The sequence below is a fragment of the Streptomyces sp. SCSIO 75703 genome, assembly GCF_036607905.1.
Classification (GTDB): domain Bacteria; phylum Actinomycetota; class Actinomycetes; order Streptomycetales; family Streptomycetaceae; genus Streptomyces.
Genome location: NZ_CP144555.1, coordinates 5637684 through 5661246 on the forward strand (window position 1 = coordinate 5637684; position 23563 = coordinate 5661246).

Here is a 23563-nt window from a genome sequence, read left to right on the forward strand (position 1 = left end):
CGACCGCGGGGGCCCCCGCACCGCGCCCCGTGATCGGCTTGTCGTACCGCGCGGGGTAGGCTGGCGGATTGTTGTACCGCACTCGGACACGCGACGCTTCGTCGTCCAATGTCCTGAAAACCCGCCAGTTCTGCGGGCGGGTGTGGTACGGCAGAACCGAGGGACGCGCAACGTGGCGCAGTCCACAGCGGACCGTCACGGATCACGGTGTCCTGACGGGGCAACGCCCGCCACAATGCCACCGAGTGGCTTTGTCGTCATTTCCGGCGGGTCGTTCGTGCCGCTGGGCACGCACGCTCGTTCTTCACTGCGGGGCGGTCGGTGCGCCGTCCCGGGCGAGCTGGTCGTAGAGGCACAAACCGATGGGCGAGGGGTACGCATGACCGACACCGGCCGGATCCCGGGCGAGGGGCTGCCGGAGACCGCAGGCACGGTGGAGCATCCGGGGGCCCCCGCGCCCGGTGCGTACACCTACCTCTCCGAGACCACCGCCGAGGACGAGGACCTGCTGCTGCCGGGCGCCCAGAGTGCCTGGGGCAACGAGGTCGCGCCGCCCGCGCCGGAGCCGGTCGTCGAGACCGTGCACCAGCCGGGCCCGCACGAGATCTCCGGGCGCGACACCGGCTCTGTCGACCTCGGCGCCGTCCGCCCGTCGCGCCCCGCCTCCCCGGCCCCGCCGCGCCGTCCGCTGCACCTCGGCCCGCCGATCCCGGACACCTCCGCGAGCCCGGTCCGGCACCTCGCCGAGCGCGGTCCCGCCGACATCCCGGCCCGCCACCCCGGCCCGGCCGCCTCCGGCCCCGAGTACCTCGACGTCCCGCCGCCCGCGGGGGCTCCCTCGCAGGGGGCGACGCCGTGGGCCGCGCAGCCGGCCGGGGCGGCTCCCGTGCCCCCGGCGGCTGCGGAGACCCCGGCGGCTCCGGAGACCCTGGCGGCTCCCGTGCCCCCGGCGGCTGCGGAGACCCTGGCGGCTCCGGAGACCCCGGCCGCGCAGGCTCCCGCCGCTCCGGCGGCTCCGGCTTCCGGGGTGACGCCGGTGGGTCCGGTGGCCCCCGGGGCGGCGGCCGGCGAAACGGTTGTCCCGGATTCCGCACCGGCTCCGGCTGCGTCCCAGGACGCGAGGGGCGCGGCGCAGGCACTGGTCGCCCGCGTCGCCGCTCCGCGGTCAAGCGGTCCCGCGGTGGCCGCGCGGGTGCCTGAGGCGGTGTCAGAGGCCCCGGTGCCCGTCCCGGCCGAGGAGGCGTCGGGGGCCGCGCCGGACCCGGCGGCTCCGGCACCGGTGACCGAGGTTCCGGTCTCTCCGGCGGTCGACGCGGACGCGGGCGCCGTCGTGCCCGCGCCGGAGGCGACACCGGCTCCGGAGGCCATACAGACGGCCGGTACGGAGCAGGCCGCGGAGGCCCCCGGGGCTTCCGACGCGCCCGCGCCGGAGGCTTCCGAGGCGACCGGGGCCACGGAGGTCACGGCGGCACCGGTCGCCGGGGCCCCCGAAGGCGACCCCGCGGACGGGGCCGCCCCGGAGAGGGCCGGGGCCGCGGACGACGCCGAGGACACGGACGTCGCCGCCGAGGCCGCCGACGGGGTTCAGGCGCCGGAGGCCGCCGATGGCGCCCACGCGCCGGAGGCGGTGCCCGCGCCGGAGGCCGTCCAGGCGGACGCCGCCCAGGGCCAGGAAGCGGAGCAGGACGCGGAGGCGTCGGGGGCGGCGGGTGCCGAGGCGGCGCGGGAGCCCGTGGCCGCGTCCTCGGCCGCCGGGGCCCCGGCGGCCGTTCAGACCTCCCCGACCGCGCCCGTGGCGGCGACCGGGCCCGGCACAGAGGCCGACTCGGCCCCGGACACGGCCCAGGACCCTGCGGGTGCCTCCGCCCTAGAGGGCGTCCTGGCGCCGGAGGCCGTGCCCGCCCCGGAGGCCGCACCGGTGCCCGAGGGCGCTCCGGCCGCGGAGGCCACCCCCGTGGCCGAGGTGGTCCGGCCCGAGGCCGTCACCCCCGTACCGGACGCGGTCCGCACCCAGGACACCGACGAGGTCCCCGGGACCGTGCCCGGCCCGGAGGCCACCTCCGCCCCCGAGGCCACCCAGGCCCCGGACGCCGAGCAGACCCCGGGTGCGGCCCCGGCGCAGGAGGCCGTCCCGGTTCCCGCGGCCGTCCCGGCCCCGGGTGCCGACCCGATCCCCGCCCCCGTCCCGGCCCCGGCCGCCGGGCAGACCATCGCCCCCGCCCCCGCCCCCGCCCCGGCCGCCGGGCAGAACCCGGCCACCGGCCCGGTGCAGGACGCCGTACCGGCTCCTGACGCCGCACCGGCCCCGGCGGAAGCCGCGACCGCTCCGGACACCGTCCAGCCTCAGGACGCGGCCCAGGCCGAGAGCACGACCCAGCCCCAGGACGCGCCCCAGGCGCGGGGGCAGGGCACCGTCCAGCCTCAGGACTCGACCCAGGCCGAGGGCACGACCCAGCCCCAGGACGCGCCCCAGGCGCAGGGGCAGGACACCGTCCTGGCGCAGGGCACCGTCCAGCCTCAGGACGCGGCCCAGGCTGAGGGCACGGCCCAGCCCCAGGACGCGCCCCAGGCGCAGGACACCGCCCCGACTCCGGTTGGCGCTCCCGTTCCTGACGCCGCGGCGGCCCCTGAGGCCGGAGAGGCCCCGGACACGGCTCAGGCCCCGGAAGCCGCCCCGGCCCCGGCGCCCGCCGCCGAGGCCCCCGTCCCCGAGGCGACCCCGGCCCCGGCGCCCGCCGTCACCGTCGCGCCCGCCGCGCTCGTCACCGGCGAGCCGGCCGGGCAGGCGTCCGGCCCCGCCGCCGGACACACCGCCGCCGGCACCCCGCCCCCCGCCGAGGCGGCCGGCCCGCAGGGCGCCGGCGCGGACCCGGCCCCGCAGCACCCTCCCGCCCCCGAACCCGGCGTCCAGGCCCCCGACACCCCTACCCCCCCACCCACCACCCCCCTGACCGAGCCGTCCCCCCAGGCAGTGCCGGCCCCCGCCGGACAGGCCACCGCGGGACAGGCGGCCGACGGGCAGGCCGTGACCGGGGCACCCGTACCGGACGCGGAGCCGGCCCAGGGTCCGCAGACCCTGGCCGCCGCCGACGCCCCGCACGCGGCGGACCCCGCGGAGACCCCCATGCCCCACCCCGACCAGACCGTCGGCCGGTTCGTGCCGGTCGAGGGCCAGGTGCCCACCACCCCCCACCTCGCCCCGGCCCCGCCGCAGGCCACCGTCCTCCCCCAGGAGGGCGAACAACCGCCCGGCACCACCGTGCCCGCGCCGCGCGAGGACGGCCCCGCGCTCGTCCAGCACGCCGACGACCTGGACACCCGGGCCGCGGACCAGGCGGACCGCCGGCCGGTCCCCGCGGCGCCTGAGGGCCAGGCCGGCCCGCACGAGCCGGCCCCCGCCGAGACGGCCGAGGCGCCCCGCCCCGCGGGCCCCGCCGCGCCCCCGTACGACGACGCCGAACGCGAGGCCGTCCTCAAGGTCATGCGCGAACGCCGCGACATCCGCAACGGCTTCCGCGACGACCCCATCCCGCACGAGGTGCTGCTCCGGGTCCTGGAGGCCGCCCACACCGCGCCCTCCGTCGGGCACTCGCAGCCCTGGGACTTCGTCGTCATCCGCTCCGCCGACACCCGGCGGGCCATGCACGAACTGGCGACGCGCCAGCGCGACGCCTACGCCAAGTCCCTCCCCAAGGGCCGGGCCAAGCAGTTCAAGGAACTGAAGATCGAGGCCATCCTCGACACCCCGGTCAACATCGTCGTCACCGCCGACCCCACCCGCGGCGGCCGGCACACCCTGGGCCGCCACACCCAGCCGCAGATGGCGCCCTACTCCTCCGCGCTCGCCGTCGAGAACCTGTGGCTGGCGGCCCGCGCCGAGGGCCTCGGCGTCGGCTGGGTCAGCTTCTTCGACGAACGCGAGATGGTCCGCGCGCTCGGCCTGCCCGAGCACCTGGAGGTCGTCGCCTACCTGTGCGTCGGCTACGTCGACGAGTTCCCGGACGAGCCCGAGCTGATCCAGGCCGGCTGGTCCAAGCGCCGCCCGCTGTCGTGGGTGGTGCACGAGGAGACGTACGGCCGCCGGGCCCTGCCCGGCGAGGACCCGCACGACCTGCTCGCCGAGACCGTCGCGCAGATCCGCCCCCTGGACGCCAAGGCGCTCGGCGAGGCGTGGGAGCGGCAGAAGCGCATGACCAAGCCGGCCGGCGCGCTCGGCATGCTGGAGATCATCTCCGCCCAGTTGTCCGGGCTCTCCCGTCAGTGCCCGCCGCCCGTGCCCGAGCCCGCCGCCGTCGCCGTCTTCGCCGGCGACCACGGGGTGCACGCCCAGGGCGTCACGCCCTGGCCCCAGGAGGTCACGGCGCAGATGGTCGCCAACTTCCTCGGCGGCGGCGCGGTCTGCAACGCCTTCGCCGCCCAGGTCGGCGCCGAGGTGTGCGTCGTCGACGTCGGCGTCGCCGCCGACCTGCCCGCCACCCCCGGGCTGCTGCCCCGCAAGGTCCGCTCCGGCACCGGCGACATGACCACCGGCCCCGCCATGACCCGCGAGGAGGCCAAGCAGGCCATCGAGGTCGGCATCGAGACCGCCCGCGACCTGGTGGCGGCCGGCAACAAGGCGCTGCTGACCGGCGAGATGGGCATCGCCAACACCACCGCGTCCGCCGCCCTGATCTCCGTCTTCACGGGGGCCGACCCCGCCGAGGTCACCGGCCGTGGCACCGGCATCAACGACGAGACGCTGGTCCGCAAGACGGAGGTCGTCCGCCGTGCCCTCGACGTGCACCAGCCCGACCCGGCCGACCCCATCGGCGTCCTCGCCGCGATCGGCGGCCTCGAACACGCGGCCATGGTCGGCCTGCTCCTCGGCGGCGCCTCCCTGCGCACCCCGGTGATCCTGGACGGCGTCAGCGCCGGCGCCGCGGCCCTCGTCGCGCGTGCCATCGCCCCCGAGGTCCTCGCGGCCTGCATCGCGGGCCACCGCAGCGCCGAACCGGGCCACGTCGCCGCGCTCAACAAGCTCGGCCTGCGCCCCCTGGTCGACCTCGACCTCCGCCTCGGCGAGGGCACCGGCGCCCTGCTCGCCCTGCCGATGGTGCAGAGCACGGCACGGGCGATGCACGAGGTGGCGACGTTCGACTCGGCGGGCGTCACCGAGAAGTGACCCGCCGCGGGGGAGGGGCGGCGCGGCCGGCGAACGGCCCGCCCGCCCCGCCCCCGCCCGGCCACGCCTCACTCCCATCCGTACCGCTCTCGTAGAATCCGCACGTCAGGGCCGCTCCAGAGCCGAAGCGCCCCACCGCACCGCCAGGACGAGGAGCCCGCCCTCATGGCCGAACACCCCGCCTACCCCGTAGGTCTCCGCCTCTCCGGCCGCCGTGTGGTCGTGCTCGGTGGCGGGCAGGTCGCCCAGCGCCGCCTGCCGGCCCTCGTCGCCGCGGGCGCCGACGTCCTGCTCGTCTCGCCCGAGGCCACCGCGTCGGTCGAGGCGATGGCGGACGCCGGGGAGATCACCTGGGAGCGGCGCTGGTACGCGCACGGCGACCTCGCCGACGCCTGGTACGCCCTGATCGCCACCGGCGACACCGAGGCCAACGACGCCGCCTCCGCCGAGGCCGAGCACCACCGCGTCTGGTGCGTCCGCTCCGACGACGCCGACCGGGCCACCGCCTGGACCCCGGCCACCGGCACCAGCGAGGGCGTGACGGTCGCCGTGCTCACCACCCGCGCGCGCAGCCGCGACCCGCGCCACACCGCCGCCATCCGCGACGCGGTCGTGGAGGGCCTGCGCGACGGGACCCTCGTCGCCCCGCACCACCGCACCCGCACCCCCGGCGTCGCCCTCGTCGGCGGCGGACCCGGCGACCCGGACCTCATCACCGTCCGGGGCCGGCGCCTGCTCGCGGAGGCCGACGTCGTCATCGCCGACCGGCTCGGCCCGCGCGACCTGCTCGCCGAACTCCCGCCGCACGTCGAGGTGATCGACGCGGCGAAGATCCCCTACGGCCGGTTCATGGCCCAGGAGGCCATCAACAACGCGCTGATCGACCACGCCAGGCAGGGCAAGTCCGTGGTCCGGCTCAAGGGCGGCGACCCGTTCGTGTTCGGGCGGGGCATGGAGGAGGCGCGGGCCCTGGCCGAGGCCGGCATCCCCTGCACCGTCGTCCCCGGCATCTCCAGCTCGATCTCGGTGCCCGGCGCGGCCGGCATCCCGGTCACCCACCGGGGAGTCGCCCACGAGTTCACCGTGGTCAGCGGCCACGTCGCCCCCGACGACGAGCGGTCCCTCGTGGACTGGCCGGCCCTCGCCCGGCTCACCGGCACGCTCGTCGTCCTCATGGGCGTCGACAAGATCGGCCGGATCGCCGAGACCCTCGTCGCGCACGGCAGGTCCCCCGACACCCCCGTCGCGCTGGTCCAGGAGGGCACCACCGCCGCCCAGCGCCGGGTCGACGCCACCCTCGCCACGGTCGCCGAGACGGTCGTCGCCGAGGAGATCCGGCCGCCCGCGGTCATCGTCGTCGGCGAGGTCGTCCGGGTCGGCCCGGCGGGGACGGCCTGACATGGCCGCACCCGTCATCGTCGAGGACGCCCGGGACCCGCGCCTCGGCGACTACACCGACCTGACCGACGTGGCGCTGCGCCGCCGCCGCGAACCCGCCGAGGGCCTCTTCATCGCCGAGGGCGAGAAGGTCATCCGGCGGGCCCTGGCGGCCGGCTACCGGATGCGCTCCCTGCTGCTGTCGGCCAAGTGGCTCGACGTCATGCGCGACGTGATCGACACGACGTCCGCCCCGGTGTACCTGGTGGACCCGGCCCTCGCCGAGCGGGTCACCGGCTACCACGTGCACCGCGGCGCCCTCGCCGCCATGCACCGCGAACCGCTGCCGGCCGCCGCCGAACTGCTGCGCGGCCTCACCTGCGGGCACCCGCCGGGCCGCGCGGGGCGTCCGGCGCGGCGCGTCGCCGTCTTCGAGGACATCGTCGACCACGCCAACGTCGGCGCCGCCTTCCGCAACGCCGCCGCCCTCGGCGTCGACGCCGTCCTGCTCACCCCGCGCTGCGCCGACCCGCTCTACCGACGGTCCGTCAAGGTCTCGATGGGCGCCGTCCTCCAGGTGCCCTGGACCCGCCTGGAGTCCTGGCCGCACGACATCGAGGTGCTGCGCGCCGCCGGGTTCACCGTCGCCGCGCTCTGCCTCAGCGACCGTGCCGTGCCGCTCGACGACCTCGCCGCCCGCCGGCACGGCGGACTGGCCCTGCTCTTCGGCACGGAGGGCGACGGCCTGACCCGCGCGGCGCTCGACGCGGCCGACGCGCACGTCCGCATCCCGATGGACGCGGGTGTGGACTCCCTCAACGTGGCCGCCGCCTCGGCGGTCGTCTTCTACGCGACCCGCCCATCGGGCACCTGACGGGCACCGCCGCGGGCGAACCGCGGTCCGGGCGTGTCCCCGGGCCGTGCCGCCCGGGAGTGTTTCCCGCCCGACCGCCGACACGCCGACGACGGACTCGTGTCGCCAGTGTGCCGACACGCAGGCGATGGGCTTGTGTCGCCAGTGTGCCGACACGCAGGCGATGGGCTTGTGTCGCCAGTGTGCCGACACGCAGGCGATGGGCTTGTGTCGCCAGTGTGCCGACACGCAGGCGATGGGCTTGTGTCACCCGCCGACGCGCCGATGGCGCGCGTGCCGGCCGGGCGCGGACCCGCCGCCGGTGCGCGGTAACTGCCGGGACGGCCGTGCCGGACCGCCGTACGCACGGACGCGCTACGGGTGCGCCGACCCGCCGCTCACACCGCCGTGGCCCGCGTCTGTTCCTGTTTCCGTGCCGGCGCCGGTGCTCGACCTCGCCGGCACGCCCGGCCCGCCACTCGGGGACCCCTGTGCCGACACGCCGACCCGTTCGGCGCCGAAGCCCCGGGCGGGGCCCTGGCAGCCCTGTGCCGCGGCGATGCCCAGCGCGACCAGCAGCGTCACCACCACGAAGACGACGAGCCGCTGCCGCAGCAGCCGGGGGTTGGCCGGCCGCCGCCCGGTCTGGGTGTTCCTCGGCACCGTGCGCGGGCCACTGCCGTGCGGGCGGGGCCGGTTGCCCGTACCGGAACGGGGTCCGCCACGCCCGGCGCCCCGGGAGGCGGGCGCGGGACGGGCCCCCGACCGCGCCCCCGTACCGCCGCCGCGTGAACCGGCGCCGCCCCGCGACGACGGTCCGCCGCGTGAGGCCGGTCCGCCGCGCGAGGGGACGCCGCCCCGCGACCCGCCGGACCCGCGCGGACCGCCGGACCCGCGTGACACGGGCGTGCCGTGCGACCCGGTCTGCCCCGGCGAACGGCGCACGGGACGTTCCGCGTACCCCTCGGCGAGCCGGTCGGCCTCCCCGGTACGCGGCGCCGGCGGCCGGACGTCGGCCAGGCCCTGCGCCTCCCGGGTGGCGATCTCCTTGAGCCGCAACGACAGTTGCAGCGTGCTGGGCCGCTCCTCGGGGTCCTTGGCCAGACACGCCCGGACCAGCGGCGCCAACGCGTCCGGCACACCCTGGAGCTGCGCCTCCTCGTGCACCACGCGGTACAGCATCACCTCGGAACTGCCGTGCCCGAAGGGCGAGTCGCCCATCGAGGCGTACGCCAGCGTGGCGCCGAGCGAGAACACGTCCGTGGCCGGGGTGACGGCCGCGCCCCGCACCTGCTCGGGGGCGAGGAAACCGGGGGAACCGACCGCCGTGCCGACGTGGGTGAGCGTGGAGGCCCCCGTCGCCCAGGCGATGCCGAAGTCGATGATCCGGGGCCCCTTGGGGGACAGCAGGATGTTGGACGGCTTGAGGTCCCGGTGGACCACCCCGGCCTCGTGGACCGCGACGAGTCCCTCCGAGAGCGCGGCGCCGACGGCGGCGACGTCCGCCGCGCAGAGCGGGCCCTCCTCGACGACCTTGTCGTGCAGGGAGGGCCCGGGAACGTACTGGGTGGCGAACCACGGCCGGTCCGCGTCCAGATCGGCGGCGACCAGCCTCGCGGTGCACCCGCCCCTGATCCGCCGCGCGGCCGAGACCTCGCGCGCGAACCGGGAGCGGAACTCCTGGTCCTCCGCCAGGTCCGGCCGGATGACCTTCAGCGCGACCCGTTGCCCCTTCTTGTCGGAGCCCAGGTAGACCACGCCCATCCCGCCCGCGCCGAGCCGCCGGTGAAGCCTGAACGAGCCGACGACGCGCGGGTCCTCGCGCCTGAGGCGCATCATCGCCATGTTCATCCCCGCTGCCCGGTCCCTGTGACGTGCCACAGCTTACGTTTCCCCGGCCGCCCGCGCGCAGAGGCCGCGCCAGCCCGGCCCGGCGGGTCGCCCCCGCCCCGGTGCCCGCCCCACGGCCCACCCGCGTCTCCGCCCCGGCACCCGGCGCCCGCCGCGTGGACCACCAACCCCCTTTTGAGCGAAAAAGGTTGACGGGCCGTGAGGCGGACTTCCCGCCACCCCGGCGGGGGGCCGGGGACGAGCCACCTCCCCGCGGCGCGCGGGGGCGGCCCCATGGCGCAGGCGGGGGGCCGGTGTGCCGCACTGGTACAGACGTGAGGGAAGTCACCCGCCCGTGGGAGTCCCCTCCGGGAAGACCCCGAGGCGCGGGGCCGGCTCTCCACCCAGGGGAGTACACCGCGCCGGGCGGCTCATCCTCGGGGAGGCCCGGCAATCGGTACGCGGGCATGACGCCCGGCACGGGCCCGGCGCCTAGATTCGAGACCGAGCGGTGGACACGGCACTCGTCCCCGGGGGCCGGGCGCCCACCGCGCCACGAGGACACGGAGAAGACCTCATCGACGGTCAGGGAGGGACCATGACGCAGTCGGCACCGACGCGGCAACGTCCGGCACGCCGCCACCCGGTGGTGGCGACGCTCATGGCCCTGCCCCTGGCGGCCCTGCTCCTGCTCGTCTTCGACGGGTGGGAGACGGTGGCCACACAGGCGTCGTCCGTGGGTGTGATGCTGGGGCGCTGAACGGCGACCCCAGGCCCGGAAGAGCGGTCCGGGCGGGGACATCCCTCCATGAAACCCCGTGGGGACGGGGGTACGGCGGACGGCACGATGCCGGGCGCGGCTGGGGAGCCGCGCCCGGCATTTCCCCTTCCCGCCCCCGGGCCCCTCACCGCCGCGCCCCCGTACCCTCACCCCCGTGACACCGGACCCCCTCCTGCCCGCGCTGGCCTCCCACGCCGGAGCGGTGGCCCACGCCCGGGGCCCCGCCTCCCTCCGCTGCCGCTGCCCCCGCCCCGCCGAGGCCGCCACCCTCGCGGACCGCCCCGACGGCACCGTCGTCCGGCACGCGGGCACCGTCGCCAAGGCCCACGCGCCGGACACCGACCCGGCGGAACTGTCCCTGCGCCTCGCCGTCGCCGCGCGGCTGACCGGCGTCCTGCTGCCCCCGCTCGGCGCCCCCGACGTCCCCGGCAGCCCCGTCCGCCTGGCCGGACGCCTCGTCACCCACTGGCCGTACGGCACCCCCGTCGACCCCGGCGATCCGGACGCCGCCCCCTGGGAGGAGGCGGCGGACCTGCTCGCCCGGCTGCACCGCACCCCGGTGCCCGGCCCCCTGCCGCCCATGCGCGGCCCCGGGAAGGCGGCCCGCGCCGTCGCCCGGCTCCGCGCCGTCGCCCCGCGCCACCCCGGCACGGCACCCGTCCTGGGCGCCTGGGCCGCCCTGCCCGCCTGGGCCCGCGGCGAGGGGGCCGCGCCGGGGGCCGGCACGCTCTGCCACGGCGACCTCCACCTCGGCCAGCTCGTCCGCCACCCCGCGCACGGCGGGCCCTGGCTGCTGATCGACGTCGACGACCTCGGCCTGGGCGCCCCCGCCTGGGACCTGGCCCGCCCCGCCGCCTGGTACGCGTGCGGGCTGCTGCCGCCCGAGGTGTGGCAGCGCTTCCTGGCCGCCTACCGCGCTGCGGGCGGCCCGGCCGTCCCGGCGGACGGCGACCCCTGGGCGGCGCTGGACGTCCCGGCCCGCGCCCTCACCGCCCAGACCGCCGCCCGGTCCGTCACCAAGGCCGTGGCCGAGGGGCGCCCGCTGGACGACGTGGAGGAGGAGTTCGTCGGCGCCTGCGCCCGTATGGCCGCGGTTCCCCTTGCCCCGTCGGGGAGTTGACCGGCCGCCGCGCCACGTAGGCTGCAACCGACCGCGTCCGGGCGGTGTCTGTCCCGGCGAGACGCGAAACAGCACCGACCGGCGAGGAGTCGAGCCCATCATGCAGTGCCCCAAGTGCCACGCACCGATGCACACCTACCAGCGCAACGGCGTTCAGATCGAGCAGTGCAGCGGCTGCCGGGGGATCTTCCTGGACTACGGGGAGCTGGAAGCACTGACCCGGCTGGAGGCCCAGTGGTCCCCGCCCGCCCCGCCGGCGCCGCCCGCCCCGCCGGCGCCGCCCGCCCCGCAGGCGTACCCGTCCGCCCCGGCCCCCGCCTGGGGCGCCCCGCACGGCGGCCACGGCCACTACGGCCACCACCGCCACCGCGGCTTCGGCCGCATGCTCTTCTCCAGCTAGGGCCTTTCGTTGGGATCACGCCGGGCTCGGGGGGTCGGCCTGATCCCAACGAAAGACCCCAGGGCCGCCGGGCACGACGAAGCCCCCGGCCGCAGGTGACGGCCGGGGGCTCCGGTGAGTGTGGACGATACTGGGATTGAACCAGTGACCTCTTCCGTGTCAGGGAAGCGCTCTCCCGCTGAGCTAATCGTCCTCGGGACTGCGTGCGCGATACTGGGATTGAACCAGTGACCTCTTCCGTGTCAGGGAAGCGCTCTCCCGCTGAGCTAATCGCGCGGGGTGATCCTGGTGGATCGTATCGGTCCTGTCGGACCAGTGGACGATACTGGGATTGAACCAGTGACCTCTTCCGTGTCAGGGAAGCGCTCTCCCGCTGAGCTAATCGTCCGTGGAGGTGGAGACGGGATTTGAACCCGTGTAGACGGCTTTGCAGGCCGTTGCCTCGCCTCTCGGCCACTCCACCAGGAGTGTAGGGGACCGGGAGGCCCCCTGTGTCCAGCGAGCGGACGACGAGGTTCGAACTCGCGACCTCAACCTTGGCAAGGTTGCGCTCTACCAACTGAGCTACGTCCGCCTGTCGATTCGGTACGCTCCCGCGTCCCGGCGACGGGTTGAACTCTAGCGGATTCCGGGGCCAGGACAAAAACGCGTTTGTGCAGCGTGCTGCGGTGCCCGTGGCCGCGTACCCGGTCAGGCCCACCGGGAGGCCACGTTCGAGTCATTTGCCCGCGGCCCCGCCTAGACTCGGCCCCGTGTCCGACCTCTCGCCCCTGGCCCGCTTCCGGGATCGCCTCGCCACCGGCCTCCTCGATGTCACGAGCGACCCCGCCGCGCTCGAATCCGGCGGCTTCTGGGCCGTCTGCGCGGACTTCGAGGGCCGTCTGACCTGCGCCCGGTTCGCCGACGTCCGGTACGCGCCGGTCCCCGCGCCGGTGCCGGGCGCCTGGGCCGGACCGGGCACCGGCGACTGGGCGTCCTCGCTCGACCGCGCCGCGTACACCGCGGCCGTGCGGCGCATCCGCGACCACATCGCCGCCGGCGACGTCTACCAGGCCAACCTGTGCCGCGTGCTGTCGGCGCCCGTCGCCCCCGGCGCCGACGTGGACGCCCTCACCGCCCTGCTGGCCCAGGGCAACCCCGCCCCGTACGCCGGAACGATTCGGCTGCCGGCGCACGGGGTGGAGCTGGCCACCGCCTCGCCCGAGCTGTTCCTGCGCCGCGCGGGCTCCGTCGTCGAGTCCGGGCCCATCAAGGGCACCGGACGCACCGAGGCGGACCTGCTGGAGAAGGACCACGCGGAGAACGTCATGATCGTGGACCTGGTCCGCAACGACCTCGGCCGGGTCTGCGTCCCCGGCAGCGTGAGCGTGCCCGACCTGTGCGCCGTGGAGAAGCACCCCGGCCTGGTCCACCTCGTCTCCACGGTGCGCGGCGAACTGCTCCCGGACGCCGGCTGGCCCGCCCTGCTGGACGCCGCCTTCCCGCCCGGCTCGGTCACCGGCGCCCCCAAACCCAGCGCCCTCGGCATCATTGGCGAGCTGGAGACCGCGCCGCGCGGCCCCTACTGCGGGGGCGTCGGCTGGGTCGACGCCGACCGGTCCACGGGCGAGCTGGCGGTCGGCATCCGCACCTTCTGGATCGACCGGGCCGCGGGGCTGCTGCGCTTCGGCACCGGCGCCGGCATCACGTGGGGCTCCGACCCCGAGCGGGAGTGGCGGGAGACCGAACTGAAGGCGGCCCGGCTGCTCGCGGTAGCGTCGGGCGTGTACGAGGTGACCGGAGAGGGACTACCGACGTGAAGATCTGGCTCGACGGCGGGCTGCGCGACACCGACGCCGCCCGCGTCTCCGCCTTCGACCACGGACTGACCGTGGGCGACGGCGTCTTCGAGACCGTCAAAGCGGTGCACGGCAGGCCGTTCGCCCTGACCCGGCACCTCGCCCGGCTGGCCCGCTCGGCCGGCGGCCTGGGCCTGCCCGAACCCGACCTCGACGAGGTCCGCCGGGCCTGCGCGGCCGTGCTCGACGCCAACCCCGTGGAACTGGGCCGGCTGCGCATCACCTACACCGGCGGCCCCGGCCCGCTCGGCTCCGACCGCGGCGACGCCGGGACGACCCTGCTCGTCGCCGTCGGCGCCACCGCCCGGCGCCCCGACACCACGGCCGTGGTGACCGTGCCCTGGACCCGCAACGAGCGCGGCGCCGTCACCGGCCTGAAGACCACCTCGTACGCCGAGAACGTGGTCGCCCTGGCCCGCGCCCACGAACAGGGCGCCACCGAGGCCCTGTTCGGCAACACCCGGGACCGGCTGTGCGAGGGCACCGGCTCCAACGTCTTCGTCGTCCTCGACGGCGAACTCCACACCCCGCCGGTGGAGTCCGGCTGCCTCGCCGGCATCACCCGCGCCCTGGCCGTCGAGTGGACCGGTGCCCGGGAGACGGACCTCCCGCTCGACGTCCTGGAACGGGCCGACGAGGTCTTCCTCACCTCCACCCTGCGCGACGTGCAGGCCGTGCACCGCGTCGACGGCCGCGCGCTGGCGGACGCGCCCGGCCCGGTCACCGCCAAGGCCATGCGGATCTTCGACGAGCGCTCCGCCGCCGACCTGGACCCCTGACCGGCCCGCCGGGCGGAAGTGCCCGGAAAACCGGAGGTCACGGCCCGCCCCGGTCGGGTAGAACACCTTGATGACCACGACCCTGCGGCCGGCCGAGCCGCTTCAGTTCGCCCCCGACGGCAGCCGTTCACGCCGCTACCAGGTGTGCGTGAACAGCCGTCCCGTCGGCGCGGTCCACCTCGGCACCTCGCCCGGCCTCGGCGACACGGTGGCCGTGATCCTCGACCTGCGCGTCGACGAGCCCGACCGGCGCCGGGGCCGGGCCACCGTCGCCGTGCTCGCCGCGGAGGAGGTCGCGCGCGGCTGGGGCTGCCGGCAGATCGAGGCGAGCGTCCCCGCCGACGCGGCCCCCGCCCTGCTGCTGGCCGGGGCGCTGGGCTACGTCCCGCGCAACCGCCTGCTCGCCAAACCGCTCGGCGCCACCGGGCCCGCCCTCCCGCCGGGCCGCCGCGCCCGCCCGATGACCCGGGACGAGTACGCCGACTGGAGCGTGCGGGAGGCCGAGCGGTACGCGCGGACGTGGAGGGAGCGGGGCGTGCCCGAGGAGGCGGCCCGTGCCAAGGCGCGCGGCGACCACGAGAGCCTGCTGCCCCGGGGGCAGGACACCGAGAACGCGCTGTTCAGCGTGGTCGAGGAGGAGGGCGTCCCGGTCGGCACCCTGTGGCTGGCGCTGCGCGAGGACGAGGCGTTCGTCTACGACGTCGAGGTCGACGCGGCCCACCGGGGCCGTGGCCACGGCCGCACGCTGATGCTGCTGGCGGAGCGCCAGGCGATCGCCGCCGGACGCCGCCGCCTCGGTCTCAACGTCTTCGCCGGCAACGCCCCGGCCGAGCGGCTCTACGCCTCCCTCGGCTACGAGACGGTCCGGCACCACCTGTGGAAGCCGCTGCTGTAGCGGCGACGCGGGTCCCGGAGGCTCACTCCCCGTCGCCGGCCAGCAGCCGGTCGGCGATCTCCTCGACGCGCTCGCGCAGTCCCTCCTGGCTCTTGCCGCCGTCCAGCCGTTCGCCGCCGATGACGTAGGTGGGGGTGCCGGTGACGCCGATGGCCTTGCCCTCGGCGTGGTCGGCGTCGACGATCAGGATGTGCCGGCCGTCGATCAGCGCCGTGTCGAACTCCTCGGCGTCCAGGCCGAGTTCGCGGGCCACCTCGACCAGGAAGGGCTCGCCGCCCCGGTCCAGCTCCTCGACTCGGCGCAGCACGGCCTCGACGTAGGGCCAGCCCCGCCCCTGCTCGGCGGCCTCCTCGGCGGCCTGCGCGGCGGCGAAGGAGTGCCGGTGCTTCTCCAGCGGGAAGTGCCGCAGCCGTACGTCGAGGCGGTCGCCGTAGCGGGCGCGCAGGGCGGTCAGGTCGTCCAGGGCGGTACGGCAGTCGGGGCACTGCAACTCGCACCACACGTCGAGGACGGCGACGGCGGGACGATCGGCGGGGAAGTCACTCATCCCCCCAGTCTCCCAGCCCGGCCGCGCCGCACCGGACCGGGCCGGTGACGCGTGGCCCGCCGGGGATCCCGCCCCCGAGGTCCCGCGCGGCCCCTACCCCGAGATGTCCCTGATCTTCGCGTCCGGGCGTGGCCTCCGGGGGGCCGGGGGGTGCAGGATGGAAGGGGCGAAACGCTCGTCCTCGACCCGAGCCCGACCAGGAGGACCGGATGATTGCCGAGACCGTCTGCTCAGCCGTGTCCGCGGCGGGCCTGGGCATCGCGGCGGTCACCGCGTACCGCAGGCGCTTCCTCACCGCGGTCCGCGTGGCCGCGTACGCGCTGGTCCCGGTCGGCCTCGTGATGACGGGCGTCGTCAAGTGGCTCGCCGGCACCGCCTTCAGCCCGACGGCGTGGGCCGGATTCGCCGTGCTGGGCCTGGCCTGGCTGCTCTTCATGATCACGCGTGCCGTGGAGCGCCGCCGCGGCGGCAGCCGCGGGCGGCGCGGGGAGACCGGGGCCGCGGCCGAGTCCGGCCCGGTGGCGCCCGGCGCCTCCCGGCCCTCCCTGGGCTCGTCGGCCTCCCGTCCGGCGGCCGGGGCCTCCGGCTCCTCCGCGGCGCCGGCCAAGGGGGAGGACGACTTCAGCGACATCGAGGCCATCCTCAGGAAGCACGGCATCTGAGGCGGCTCCTACCGGTGCGCGGACGTGGTGGCGTCCGCGCACCGCAACGTCCCAGTGATCCGAGCCCGGCACCGTACGCTCCGTAATGATCACGAGGCGAAGCGGAGAGTGCGGAACCCGCGGCCATCCGGTCTCCGGGTGCGCCCGAATCGCGCCGGCCGGGGACGCTGGGTCATCATCGCCGCGAGATGCCCGACCCCACTCGGCTGGAAGCCCAGCCGGATACGAGACAGAGTGCCACCGCGCCCCCTCCGGACGAGACGCGCGGCTGCCTCTTCGCCCTGTCCCAGCCACCGCTGATGATCTTCCTGGCGGTGATCGGGTCCCTGCTGCTCATGGCGTCCTTGCACGACCTGCTGTTGCTGTGAGCCGTACACCGCGCTCCCCGGCGCCACCCGCCGGGGAACGCGTCCTCACCGGGCGACCCGTCCACGCGGCGCGGCATCCGGGACCGGCGGGCCCGCGCCGGGCCGGACCCAGCGCGCGGCGTCAGCGCGCGGCCTCCTTGCGCCGCGCCCGGTACGCGGCCACGTGCAGCCGGTTTCCGCAGGTCCGGCTGTCGCAGTAGCGGCGGGACCGGTTACGGGAGAGGTCGACGAAGGCCCGTCGGCAGTCCGGGGCCTCGCAGCGCCGCAGCCGCTCCTGCTCACCGGCGACCACGAACAGGGCCAGCGACATCCCGCAGTCCGCGGCGAGGTGGTCGGCGACGGAGGCGCCGGGCGCGAAGTAGTGGATGTGCCAGTCGTAGCCGTCGTGGTCGGTGAGCCGGGGCGTGGTGCTCGCGGCGGCCACCAGTTCGTTGATCAGGGTGGCCGCGGACCGGGCGTCCGGTGCGGCGAAGACGGCCGCGAACCGCGCCCGCACCGAGCGCACCGCCGTGAGGTCGTGGTCCGCCAGCGCGCCGACATCACTGATGGCGTGCGCGCTCACGAACTCCTCCAGGGCCGCCACGTCCGGCAGCCCGTCAGGCGTCGCGTCGTCCTCGGGGACGGTGTTCACCAGATCCACCACGGTGTCGAGGGCGCACCGGATGTCGTGGGTGATCAGCACGTTCTGCTCCCTGGCCTGGGGGTCGGGCGGGCGCCCGCCGATGCTGGCCGATCGTACTGGCTTCCACGCCGGGCGCACCGGCCCCGATCCAGCCCCCGGGGAGGGAGACGCGGGCACGCGCGCGCCGGCGCCGCCGCGGTGGATGTCCGCCGCGACGACGCCGGTCTGTGCCCTATGCGGTTGTCCAGGCCCGTGCCGTCACCCCGAGTCGACGGCGACGGGCTGCTTCACGGGTCCCGCCCTAGCTTTCCGCCAGGATGTGCGAGAGCTCCTGGTCGAGATCGAAGTGCCGGTGTTCCGTGCCGGGGGGCACGGCGGCGTCGGTGCGCTTCAGGAAGGACTCCAGGGCCCGCGCGGGGGCCTCCAGCAGCGCTTCGCCCTCCGGGGAGCTGAGGGCGATGCACACGACGCCCTGGCCGTGACTGCGGGACGGCCAGACCCGGACGTCGCCGGTGCCCGTGGGGCGGTGGAGCCCTTCGGCGAGGAGGTCGCGGGCGAACACCCACTCGACGGTTTCCTCGGCTCCGGTGTGGAAGGTGGCGTGCACGGCATAGGGGTCGGCCGTGTCGTACCGCAAGCCTGCGGGGACGGGCAGGGAGGACTCGCTCGACACAACGAGGCGCAGGTGCAGCTCGCAGCTGACCGTGGTGTTCATAAGCGCCAGGGCCTTTCGCTCAGTGTGCGCTCGGGGATTCGCACGTCGGCGAAATCGACATGCCACCTACGGTGGCGTTGTAAACCCCTCTGAGTGTTTTGCGTGCCTTTATGTAACCCTTCCGGCCGAGTGATCGTTCGAGGTCCACACCCGTTCCGGTGAGGCGTTTCGCTTCGGTAGTGTTCGGCGTCATGAACACGGGGAGTGACAGGGGCGGTGACCGGGACGCCGGGGCGGACCGGCCGGAGGCGGACGGGGCGGCCTCCGGCGGCCGGGTGCCCGGTTCCCGGGCGCCGGCCTTCGTGCGGGAGCGGCGAGCCCTGCACGTGAGCTGGCAGGTCGCGGTCTTCCTGGTCGGCCTCGCGGTCGTGGCGGCCGGGGTCCTGATGCTGGCGCTGCCCGGACCCGGCTGGGTCGTGATCTTCGGCGGCATGGCGATCTGGGGCACCGAGTTCGCCTGGGCCCAGCTCGTGCTGCGCTGGACCAAACGCAAGGTCACCGAGGCGGCGCAGCGCGCTCTCGACCCGAGGGTGCGGCGCCGCAACATCGTCCTGACCGTGATCGGGACGGTCGTCGCCGCCGCGCTGATCAGCGTCTATCTGGGGAAGTACGGCTTCCGGGCGCCCTGGTCGACAGGGGGTCCCTGAGTCCGCGAGCGGGTGTGGTGCCCGGTCGTGCGCAGCCGGTCACGAGCACCCTCTGACATGCGGTAATGTTCTTCCTGCGTCCGGGCGATTAGCTCAGTGGGAGAGCGCTTCGTTCACACCGAAGAGGTCACTGGTTCGAACCCAGTATCGCCCACCGGATCGACAGGCGGCCCGGCTCACCCTCCGTGAGCCGGGCCGCCTGTCGTTTGCCCGCGACGCTCCCGGGCGGGTCTTCGGAGCGGTTCAGGGGGTCCCGCGCGCCCGTTCGGCGGCGGTCCCGTACCGGCCGACGATCACGCTCCGTCACCGCCGGCCGGGGCTGCGGACGGCCGTCGGCGGCACGCCGGGCGCCCGGCGGAGAGCCCACCCCCGTGTGAGGTCAAGGACGAGTTCCGGCCGTGCCGTGCCTCCCGGGAACGTCAACGCGCCTGCGTTCGGGGGGAATTCGGCGGACACCGCGAGAGGCCGCGGAAATCTCCGTCAATTCACCGCAAAGAATGGCCCATGTGTTCTCTGCGAACAGGCCGGGGCGGGGCACGGCAGACTGCCCGCGTGGACTGGAACCATTACCGTTTCCGCAGCCTCTGGACCCTGCCCGCGCCGCCCGGCGAGGTGTACCGCGCCCTGGAGCGCGTCGAGGACTACCCGCACTGGTGGCCCCAGGTGCGCGAGGTCACCCGGCTCGACGCCACCGGCGCCCGCCTGCGCATCCGCTCCCTGCTGCCCTACGACCTCACCGTCACCCTGCGCGAGTCCGCGCGCTCCCCGGTGGCCGGCGTGCTGGAGGGGGTCCTCGGCGGTGACATGGACGGCCGGGCCCGCTGGACGCTCACCCCCGGGCCCGGGGGCGGCACCCTCGTCCGCTACGACCAGGAGGTCGACCTCCGCAAACCCCTGCTGCGCCGGCTGGCCGTGCCCGCACGGCCGCTGCTGCGGGCCAACCACGCCCTGATGATGCGGGCGGGCCGGCGCGGTCTGGCCGGGCGGCTGGCGGCGGTTTGAAGGAAGCGAGCCGGGGCCTGTATGGTTCAGTCCGTTCCCGGGCGATTAGCTCAGTGGGAGAGCGCTTCGTTCACACCGAAGAGGTCACTGGTTCGAACCCAGTATCGCCCACCGGGAAGAGCCGGTCCGTCGACGACGGACCGGCTTTCTCATGCGCTCAGGCCGCCGCCGGCAGGTCCGGCCGCAGCGGCCGGACCGGGTCCGTCGGCTCCGGCGCCGCGTCCGGCGCGAACCACGGCCGCGCCCCGCGCGCCACACCGCCTGCAAGGTGTGCGGTTCGGCGGCGGAGGGCGGTTCCGGACGGGCCGCGTGGCGGCACCCCACGACCCGTACCGGCTCCAGCGCGGCACGGGCGTCCGGCCGCCGCGTCGTGGGCCCGCTCCGACGCGGTGCCGTAGTGCGCGCACCGGCCGGCCAGGGTGCGCCGGCCCTCCCGGTGCCGGCCCAGGTGGCGGTCGAGCACCAGCGGATCCAGGACGTGCGGCGGCGCCCTGTCTCCCGCCGCGCCCCAGCGAAGAGGCCCGGTGGCGGCGCAACTTCCGGTCCGGCAGCGTCAGGCCGAAGGGCGCGTTCATCACCGCCACGGGACGGCCCGTGGCGGCCTGCTCGGTCAGCGCCTCGACGAACTCGTGGACCACCGGCGCCGGCCGGCGGCCGTGGTGCCGGAGGCGTTCCCCGGTCGGCCCGCACACCGCCGTCGACGCCTCCGGCACCGGTACCCCGGGGTTGACCGGCCACCGGTGACCCGCGGGGCCCGTCCCGGGGCGTCCTGCGTGACGACGGCCGCCGCCACGATCCCGCCGGCCTCGACGTGCACGCCGTCGTCTCCGTGGCGAAGGTGGCCGGCGGTCCCTCGAACCAGCTCGTCATGGGGTGCCCAACTCCTCGCTCGCCCACGGGCGCTGGCGCTGCCACCCCGGCTCGCCCAGGTCGGGCCGGGTGATACCCGGGCCGTGCCGGCCGTACGCCGCGACCGCCCAACGGGCCGCCGCGCGGCGGTGTTCGCGGCGGTGGGCCGGAACAGGGACGCTCCGTAAGCCGTCGGGTGCCGGGCACCGTGTCCGCGGGGCGGTGGGGGAGACCCGTACCAGCGCCGTGGCCCGTCCCGGCCGCCCCAGGGGACGGGCGGCAGCGGGAGCGGTGGTCCACGGCATCCTGCCCCGCCGCCCCGCCCCAGGCCCCGGGGCCCGTGCCGGTGCCTCCCGCCGCTCCGCCCCTCACGGGCCGCGCGCCCCGGGCGCCGGGGAAAGATTTCGCGGTGGGCCGTCCCGGGTCGGTACCATCGCCCCCATGCGTGCGCTCCGGTATGGCGCCGCGGCCCCACCTTCAGTCAGGAGAGACCGGTGTCAGACGTCCGTGTGATCATCCAACGCGATTCCGAGCGGGAAGAACGCGTGGTGACGACGGGCACGACGGCCGCCGAGCTCTTCGCCGGCGAGCGCTCGGTCATCGCCGCCCGCGTCGACGGAGAGCTGAAAGACCTCGCGTACGAGATCGCCGACGGCGAGAGCGTCGAGGGTGTCGACATCACCTCCGACGACGGACTGGCCATCCTGCGCCACTCCACCGCGCACGTCATGGCCCAGGCCGTGCAGGAGCTGTTCCCCGAGGCCAAGCTGGGCATCGGCCCGCCGGTCCGCGACGGCTTCTACTACGACTTCGACGTCGAGGAGCCCTTCCACCCCGATGACCTCAAGGCCATCGAGAAGAAGATGCAGGAGATCCAGAAGCGCGGACAGCACTTCTCCCGCCGTGTCGTGACCGACGAGGCCGCCCGCGAGGAGCTGGCCGACGAGCCGTACAAGCTGGAGCTGATCGGCCTCAAGGGCTCCGCGTCCCACGACGACGGCGCGGACGTCGAGGTCGGCGCCGGCGAACTGACGATCTACGACAACCTGGACGCCAAGACCGGCGAGCTGTGCTGGAAGGACCTCTGCCGCGGTCCCCACCTGCCCTCCACCCGGAACATCCCGGCGTTCAAGCTCATGCGCAACGCCTCCGCCTACTGGCGCGGCAACGAGAAGAACAAGCAGCTCCAGCGCATCTACGGCACCGCCTGGCCGTCCAAGGCCGAACTGAAGGAGCACCTGGAGTTCCTCGCCGAGGCCGAGAAGCGCGACCACCGCAAGCTCGGCGCCGAACTGGACCTCTTCTCGATCCCCGAGCAGATCGGCTCCGGCCTCGCCGTCTTCCACCCCCGGGGCGGCATCATCCGCCGGGTCATGGAGGACTACTCGCGCCGCCGCCACGAGGAGGAGGGCTACGAGTTCGTCTACACCCCGCACGCCACCAAGGGGAAGCTCTTCGAGACCTCGGGCCACCTGGACTGGTACGCCGACGGCATGTACCCGCCCATGCAGCTCGACGAGGGCGTGGACTACTACCTCAAGCCCATGAACTGCCCCATGCACAACCTCGTCTTCGACGCGCGGGGCCGTTCCTACCGCGAGCTGCCCCTGCGGCTGTTCGAGTTCGGCACGGTCTACCGCTACGAGAAGTCCGGCGTCGTGCACGGCCTCACCCGCGCCCGCGGCTTCACCCAGGACGACGCGCACATCTACTGCACCCGCGAGCAGATGGCCGACGAGCTGGACAAGACGCTCACCTTCGTCCTCAATCTGCTGCGCGACTACGGCCTCACCGACTTCTACCTGGAACTGTCCACCAAGGACGAGACCAAGTTCGTCGGCTCCGACGAAGCCTGGGAAGAGGCCACCGAGACGCTGCGCCAGGTCGCCGAGAAGCAGGGCCTGCCCCTCGTCCCCGACCCGGGCGGCGCTGCCTTCTACGGGCCGAAGATCTCCGTCCAGGCCCGCGACGCCATCGGCCGGACCTGGCAGATGTCGACCGTCCAGCTCGACTTCAACCTGCCGGAGCGCTTCGACCTGGAGTACACCGCCGCCGACGGCACCAAGCAGCGCCCGGTCATGATCCACCGCGCCCTGTTCGGTTCCATCGAGCGCTTCTTCGCCGTGCTCCTGGAGCACTACGCGGGCGCCTTCCCGGTCTGGCTCGCCCCGGTCCAGGCGGTGGGCATCCCGGTGGGGGACGCGCACGTGGAGTACCTGCGCGAGTTCGCCGCCGAGGCCCGCCGCAAGGGCCTGCGGGTGGAGGTCGACGCCTCCTCCGACCGCATGCAGAAGAAGATCCGCAACGCCCAGAAGCAGAAGGTCCCCTTCATGATCATCGTCGGGGACGACGACATGCACGGCGGCACCGTCTCCTTCCGTCACCGCGACGGGTCGCAGGAGAACGGCATCCCGCGCGACCAGGCGCTGGCCAAGCTCGTCGACGTCGTCGAGCGGCGCGCCCAGGTCTGACGACCACGGCGCGACGGTCCGGTCCGGGCCCCGGGAGACCATCCCGGGGGCCTTGGTCCGGGCCCCCGCGCGACGCCATATGCTGCCTGGTATGACGAGTGAGCCGGAGCAGCAGATCGGGGTGGGGACGCCGGACGCGTTCCAGCGCCTGTGGACGCCCCACCGGATGGCCTACATCCAGGGGGAGAACAAGCCGAGCGGCCCCGGGGCCGGCGACGGCTGCCCCTTCTGCGCCGTGCCGGCCATGTCCGACGAGGAAGGGCTCGTCGTCACCCGCGGCGAGCACGTCTTCGCGCTGCTCAACCTCTACCCGTACACCGGCGGCCACCTGATGACCGTGCCCTACCGGCACGTCGCCGACTACACCGAACTGACCGGGGAGGAGACGGCCGAGCTGGCACTCCTCACCCAGCAGGCGATGACGGCCCTGCGCGCCGCCTCCGGTGCCCAGGGCTTCAACATCGGCATGAACCAGGGCGCGGTCGCCGGCGCGGGCATCGCCGCCCACCTCCACCAGCACATCGTGCCCCGCTGGGGCGGCGACACGAACTTCATGCCGGTCGTCGGTCACACCAAGGTGCTGCCCCAGCTCCTCGGCGACACCCGCGCCCTGCTCGCCGAGGCGTGGCCCGCCTGAGCCGGGGAA

The 23563-nt window shown here is 75.4% G+C and carries 19 protein-coding genes, 7 tRNA genes and 1 pseudogene; 17 read left to right on the top strand and 10 right to left on the bottom strand.

What is annotated here, in order from left to right:
• Window positions 1-379 precede the first annotated feature (379 nt).
• The 3 genes from cobT to VM636_RS24860 all read left to right on the top strand — a co-directional run bounded on the left by cobT (window position 380) and on the right by VM636_RS24860 (window position 7412).
• A complete protein-coding gene (gene cobT, locus VM636_RS24850; RefSeq protein ID WP_338485781.1) occupies window positions 380-5161 on the top strand; it encodes a nicotinate-nucleotide--dimethylbenzimidazole phosphoribosyltransferase in 4782 nt (1593 codons plus the stop codon).
• A gap of 165 nt (window positions 5162-5326) precedes the next feature.
• Window positions 5327-6559: a uroporphyrinogen-III C-methyltransferase gene (cobA, locus tag VM636_RS24855; RefSeq protein WP_053913467.1), complete on the top strand. Its 1233-nt coding sequence runs from the start codon at window positions 5327-5329 to the stop codon at window positions 6557-6559.
• A 1-nt stretch (window position 6560) separates the two neighbouring features.
• Complete coding sequence (locus tag VM636_RS24860) at window positions 6561-7412, top strand: RNA methyltransferase (protein WP_053913465.1); 852 nt, start codon at window positions 6561-6563, stop codon at window positions 7410-7412.
• A 354-nt stretch (window positions 7413-7766) separates the two neighbouring features.
• Here VM636_RS24860 and VM636_RS24865 read toward each other — a convergent pair whose 3' ends face one another.
• Entirely contained in the window at window positions 7767-9242 is a 1476-nt protein-coding gene (locus VM636_RS24865; RefSeq protein ID WP_199809441.1) for a serine/threonine-protein kinase, read from the bottom strand.
• Window positions 9243-9819: 577 nt separating this feature from the next.
• On the opposite strand from VM636_RS24865, the gene VM636_RS24870 reads away from it, so the two are divergent.
• The 3 genes from VM636_RS24870 to VM636_RS24880 all read left to right on the top strand — a co-directional run bounded on the left by VM636_RS24870 (window position 9820) and on the right by VM636_RS24880 (window position 11522).
• Window positions 9820-9981, top strand: coding sequence for a hypothetical protein (locus VM636_RS24870; RefSeq protein ID WP_030422333.1), 162 nt, complete (start codon window positions 9820-9822; stop codon window positions 9979-9981).
• A 175-nt stretch (window positions 9982-10156) separates the two neighbouring features.
• A complete protein-coding gene (locus VM636_RS24875) occupies window positions 10157-11122 on the top strand; it encodes an aminoglycoside phosphotransferase family protein (RefSeq protein WP_053913463.1) in 966 nt (321 codons plus the stop codon).
• A 100-nt stretch (window positions 11123-11222) separates the two neighbouring features.
• A complete protein-coding gene (locus VM636_RS24880) occupies window positions 11223-11522 on the top strand; it encodes a zf-TFIIB domain-containing protein (RefSeq protein WP_030422335.1) in 300 nt (99 codons plus the stop codon).
• 121 nt (window positions 11523-11643) lie between these two features.
• Here the strand turns inward: VM636_RS24880 and VM636_RS24885 are convergent.
• The 5 genes from VM636_RS24885 to VM636_RS24905 form a co-directional block, all read right to left on the bottom strand.
• Window positions 11644-11715 (bottom strand) — tRNA-Val (locus VM636_RS24885).
• A gap of 11 nt (window positions 11716-11726) precedes the next feature.
• A tRNA-Val gene (locus VM636_RS24890) sits at window positions 11727-11798 on the bottom strand.
• A 40-nt stretch (window positions 11799-11838) separates the two neighbouring features.
• Window positions 11839-11910, bottom strand: a tRNA-Val gene (locus VM636_RS24895).
• A 1-nt stretch (window position 11911) separates the two neighbouring features.
• Window positions 11912-11985, bottom strand: a tRNA-Cys gene (locus VM636_RS24900).
• A gap of 38 nt (window positions 11986-12023) precedes the next feature.
• Window positions 12024-12096, bottom strand: a tRNA-Gly gene (locus tag VM636_RS24905).
• Window positions 12097-12274: 178 nt separating this feature from the next.
• On the opposite strand from VM636_RS24905, the gene VM636_RS24910 reads away from it, so the two are divergent.
• From VM636_RS24910 to VM636_RS24920, 3 genes are all read left to right on the top strand, one after another.
• Window positions 12275-13321: a chorismate-binding protein gene (locus VM636_RS24910; RefSeq protein ID WP_030422336.1), complete on the top strand. Its 1047-nt coding sequence runs from the start codon at window positions 12275-12277 to the stop codon at window positions 13319-13321.
• Window positions 13318-14139: an aminodeoxychorismate lyase gene (locus VM636_RS24915; protein ID WP_030422337.1), complete on the top strand. Its 822-nt coding sequence runs from the start codon at window positions 13318-13320 to the stop codon at window positions 14137-14139. The genes VM636_RS24910 and VM636_RS24915 overlap by 4 nt, the downstream gene beginning before the upstream one ends.
• 70 nt (window positions 14140-14209) lie before the next feature.
• On the top strand, window positions 14210-15034 hold the full coding sequence (locus VM636_RS24920; protein WP_030422338.1) for a GNAT family N-acetyltransferase: 825 nt from the start codon (window positions 14210-14212) through the stop codon (window positions 15032-15034).
• A gap of 22 nt (window positions 15035-15056) precedes the next feature.
• On the opposite strand, the gene VM636_RS24925 is transcribed toward VM636_RS24920, so the two are convergent.
• Window positions 15057-15581, bottom strand: a complete 525-nt coding sequence (locus VM636_RS24925) for a DsbA family protein (protein ID WP_030422339.1) — start codon at window positions 15579-15581, stop codon at window positions 15057-15059.
• Between the two features lie 209 nt (window positions 15582-15790).
• Here VM636_RS24925 and VM636_RS24930 point away from each other — a divergent pair, with 209 nt between their 5' ends.
• The gene (locus VM636_RS24930; RefSeq protein ID WP_030422340.1) at window positions 15791-16243 is read left to right on the top strand and encodes a hypothetical protein; all 453 of its coding nucleotides are present in this window, start codon (window positions 15791-15793) and stop codon (window positions 16241-16243) included.
• A gap of 188 nt (window positions 16244-16431) precedes the next feature.
• A complete protein-coding gene (locus VM636_RS24935) occupies window positions 16432-16611 on the top strand; it encodes a hypothetical protein (RefSeq protein ID WP_030422341.1) in 180 nt (59 codons plus the stop codon).
• Window positions 16612-16732: 121 nt separating this feature from the next.
• Here the strand turns inward: VM636_RS24935 and VM636_RS24940 are convergent, their stop codons facing one another.
• Window positions 16733-17293 carry a CGNR zinc finger domain-containing protein gene (locus tag VM636_RS24940; protein ID WP_030422342.1) on the bottom strand — a complete coding sequence of 187 codons (561 nt, stop codon included), beginning with the start codon at window positions 17291-17293 and terminating at the stop codon, window positions 16733-16735.
• A gap of 241 nt (window positions 17294-17534) precedes the next feature.
• Window positions 17535-17948: an SsgA family sporulation/cell division regulator gene (locus tag VM636_RS24945; RefSeq protein WP_004002642.1), complete on the bottom strand. Its 414-nt coding sequence runs from the start codon at window positions 17946-17948 to the stop codon at window positions 17535-17537.
• A gap of 191 nt (window positions 17949-18139) precedes the next feature.
• On the opposite strand from VM636_RS24945, the gene VM636_RS24950 reads away from it, so the two are divergent.
• The 4 genes from VM636_RS24950 (at window position 18140) to VM636_RS24965 (ending at window position 19708) form a co-directional block, all read left to right on the top strand.
• A complete protein-coding gene (locus VM636_RS24950) occupies window positions 18140-18595 on the top strand; it encodes a TIGR02611 family protein (RefSeq protein WP_030422343.1) in 456 nt (151 codons plus the stop codon).
• Between the two features lie 82 nt (window positions 18596-18677).
• Window positions 18678-18749: transfer RNA gene (locus VM636_RS24955), tRNA-Val, on the top strand.
• Between the two features lie 398 nt (window positions 18750-19147).
• Window positions 19148-19597 carry an SRPBCC family protein gene (locus tag VM636_RS24960; RefSeq protein WP_030422344.1) on the top strand — a complete coding sequence of 150 codons (450 nt, stop codon included), beginning with the start codon at window positions 19148-19150 and terminating at the stop codon, window positions 19595-19597.
• A gap of 39 nt (window positions 19598-19636) precedes the next feature.
• Window positions 19637-19708 (top strand) — tRNA-Val (locus VM636_RS24965).
• Between the two features lie 46 nt (window positions 19709-19754).
• Here VM636_RS24965 and VM636_RS24970 read toward each other — a convergent pair.
• A pseudogene (locus VM636_RS24970) lies at window positions 19755-20467 on the bottom strand (3'-5' exonuclease).
• Between the two features lie 473 nt (window positions 20468-20940).
• Here VM636_RS24970 and thrS point away from each other — a divergent pair.
• Window positions 20941-22917, top strand: a complete 1977-nt coding sequence (thrS, locus tag VM636_RS24975) for a threonine--tRNA ligase (protein ID WP_030422345.1) — start codon at window positions 20941-20943, stop codon at window positions 22915-22917.
• 79 nt (window positions 22918-22996) lie between these two features.
• Entirely contained in the window at window positions 22997-23554 is a 558-nt protein-coding gene (locus VM636_RS24980; protein WP_199809440.1) for an HIT domain-containing protein, read from the top strand.
• Window positions 23555-23563: the final 9 nt, after the last annotated feature.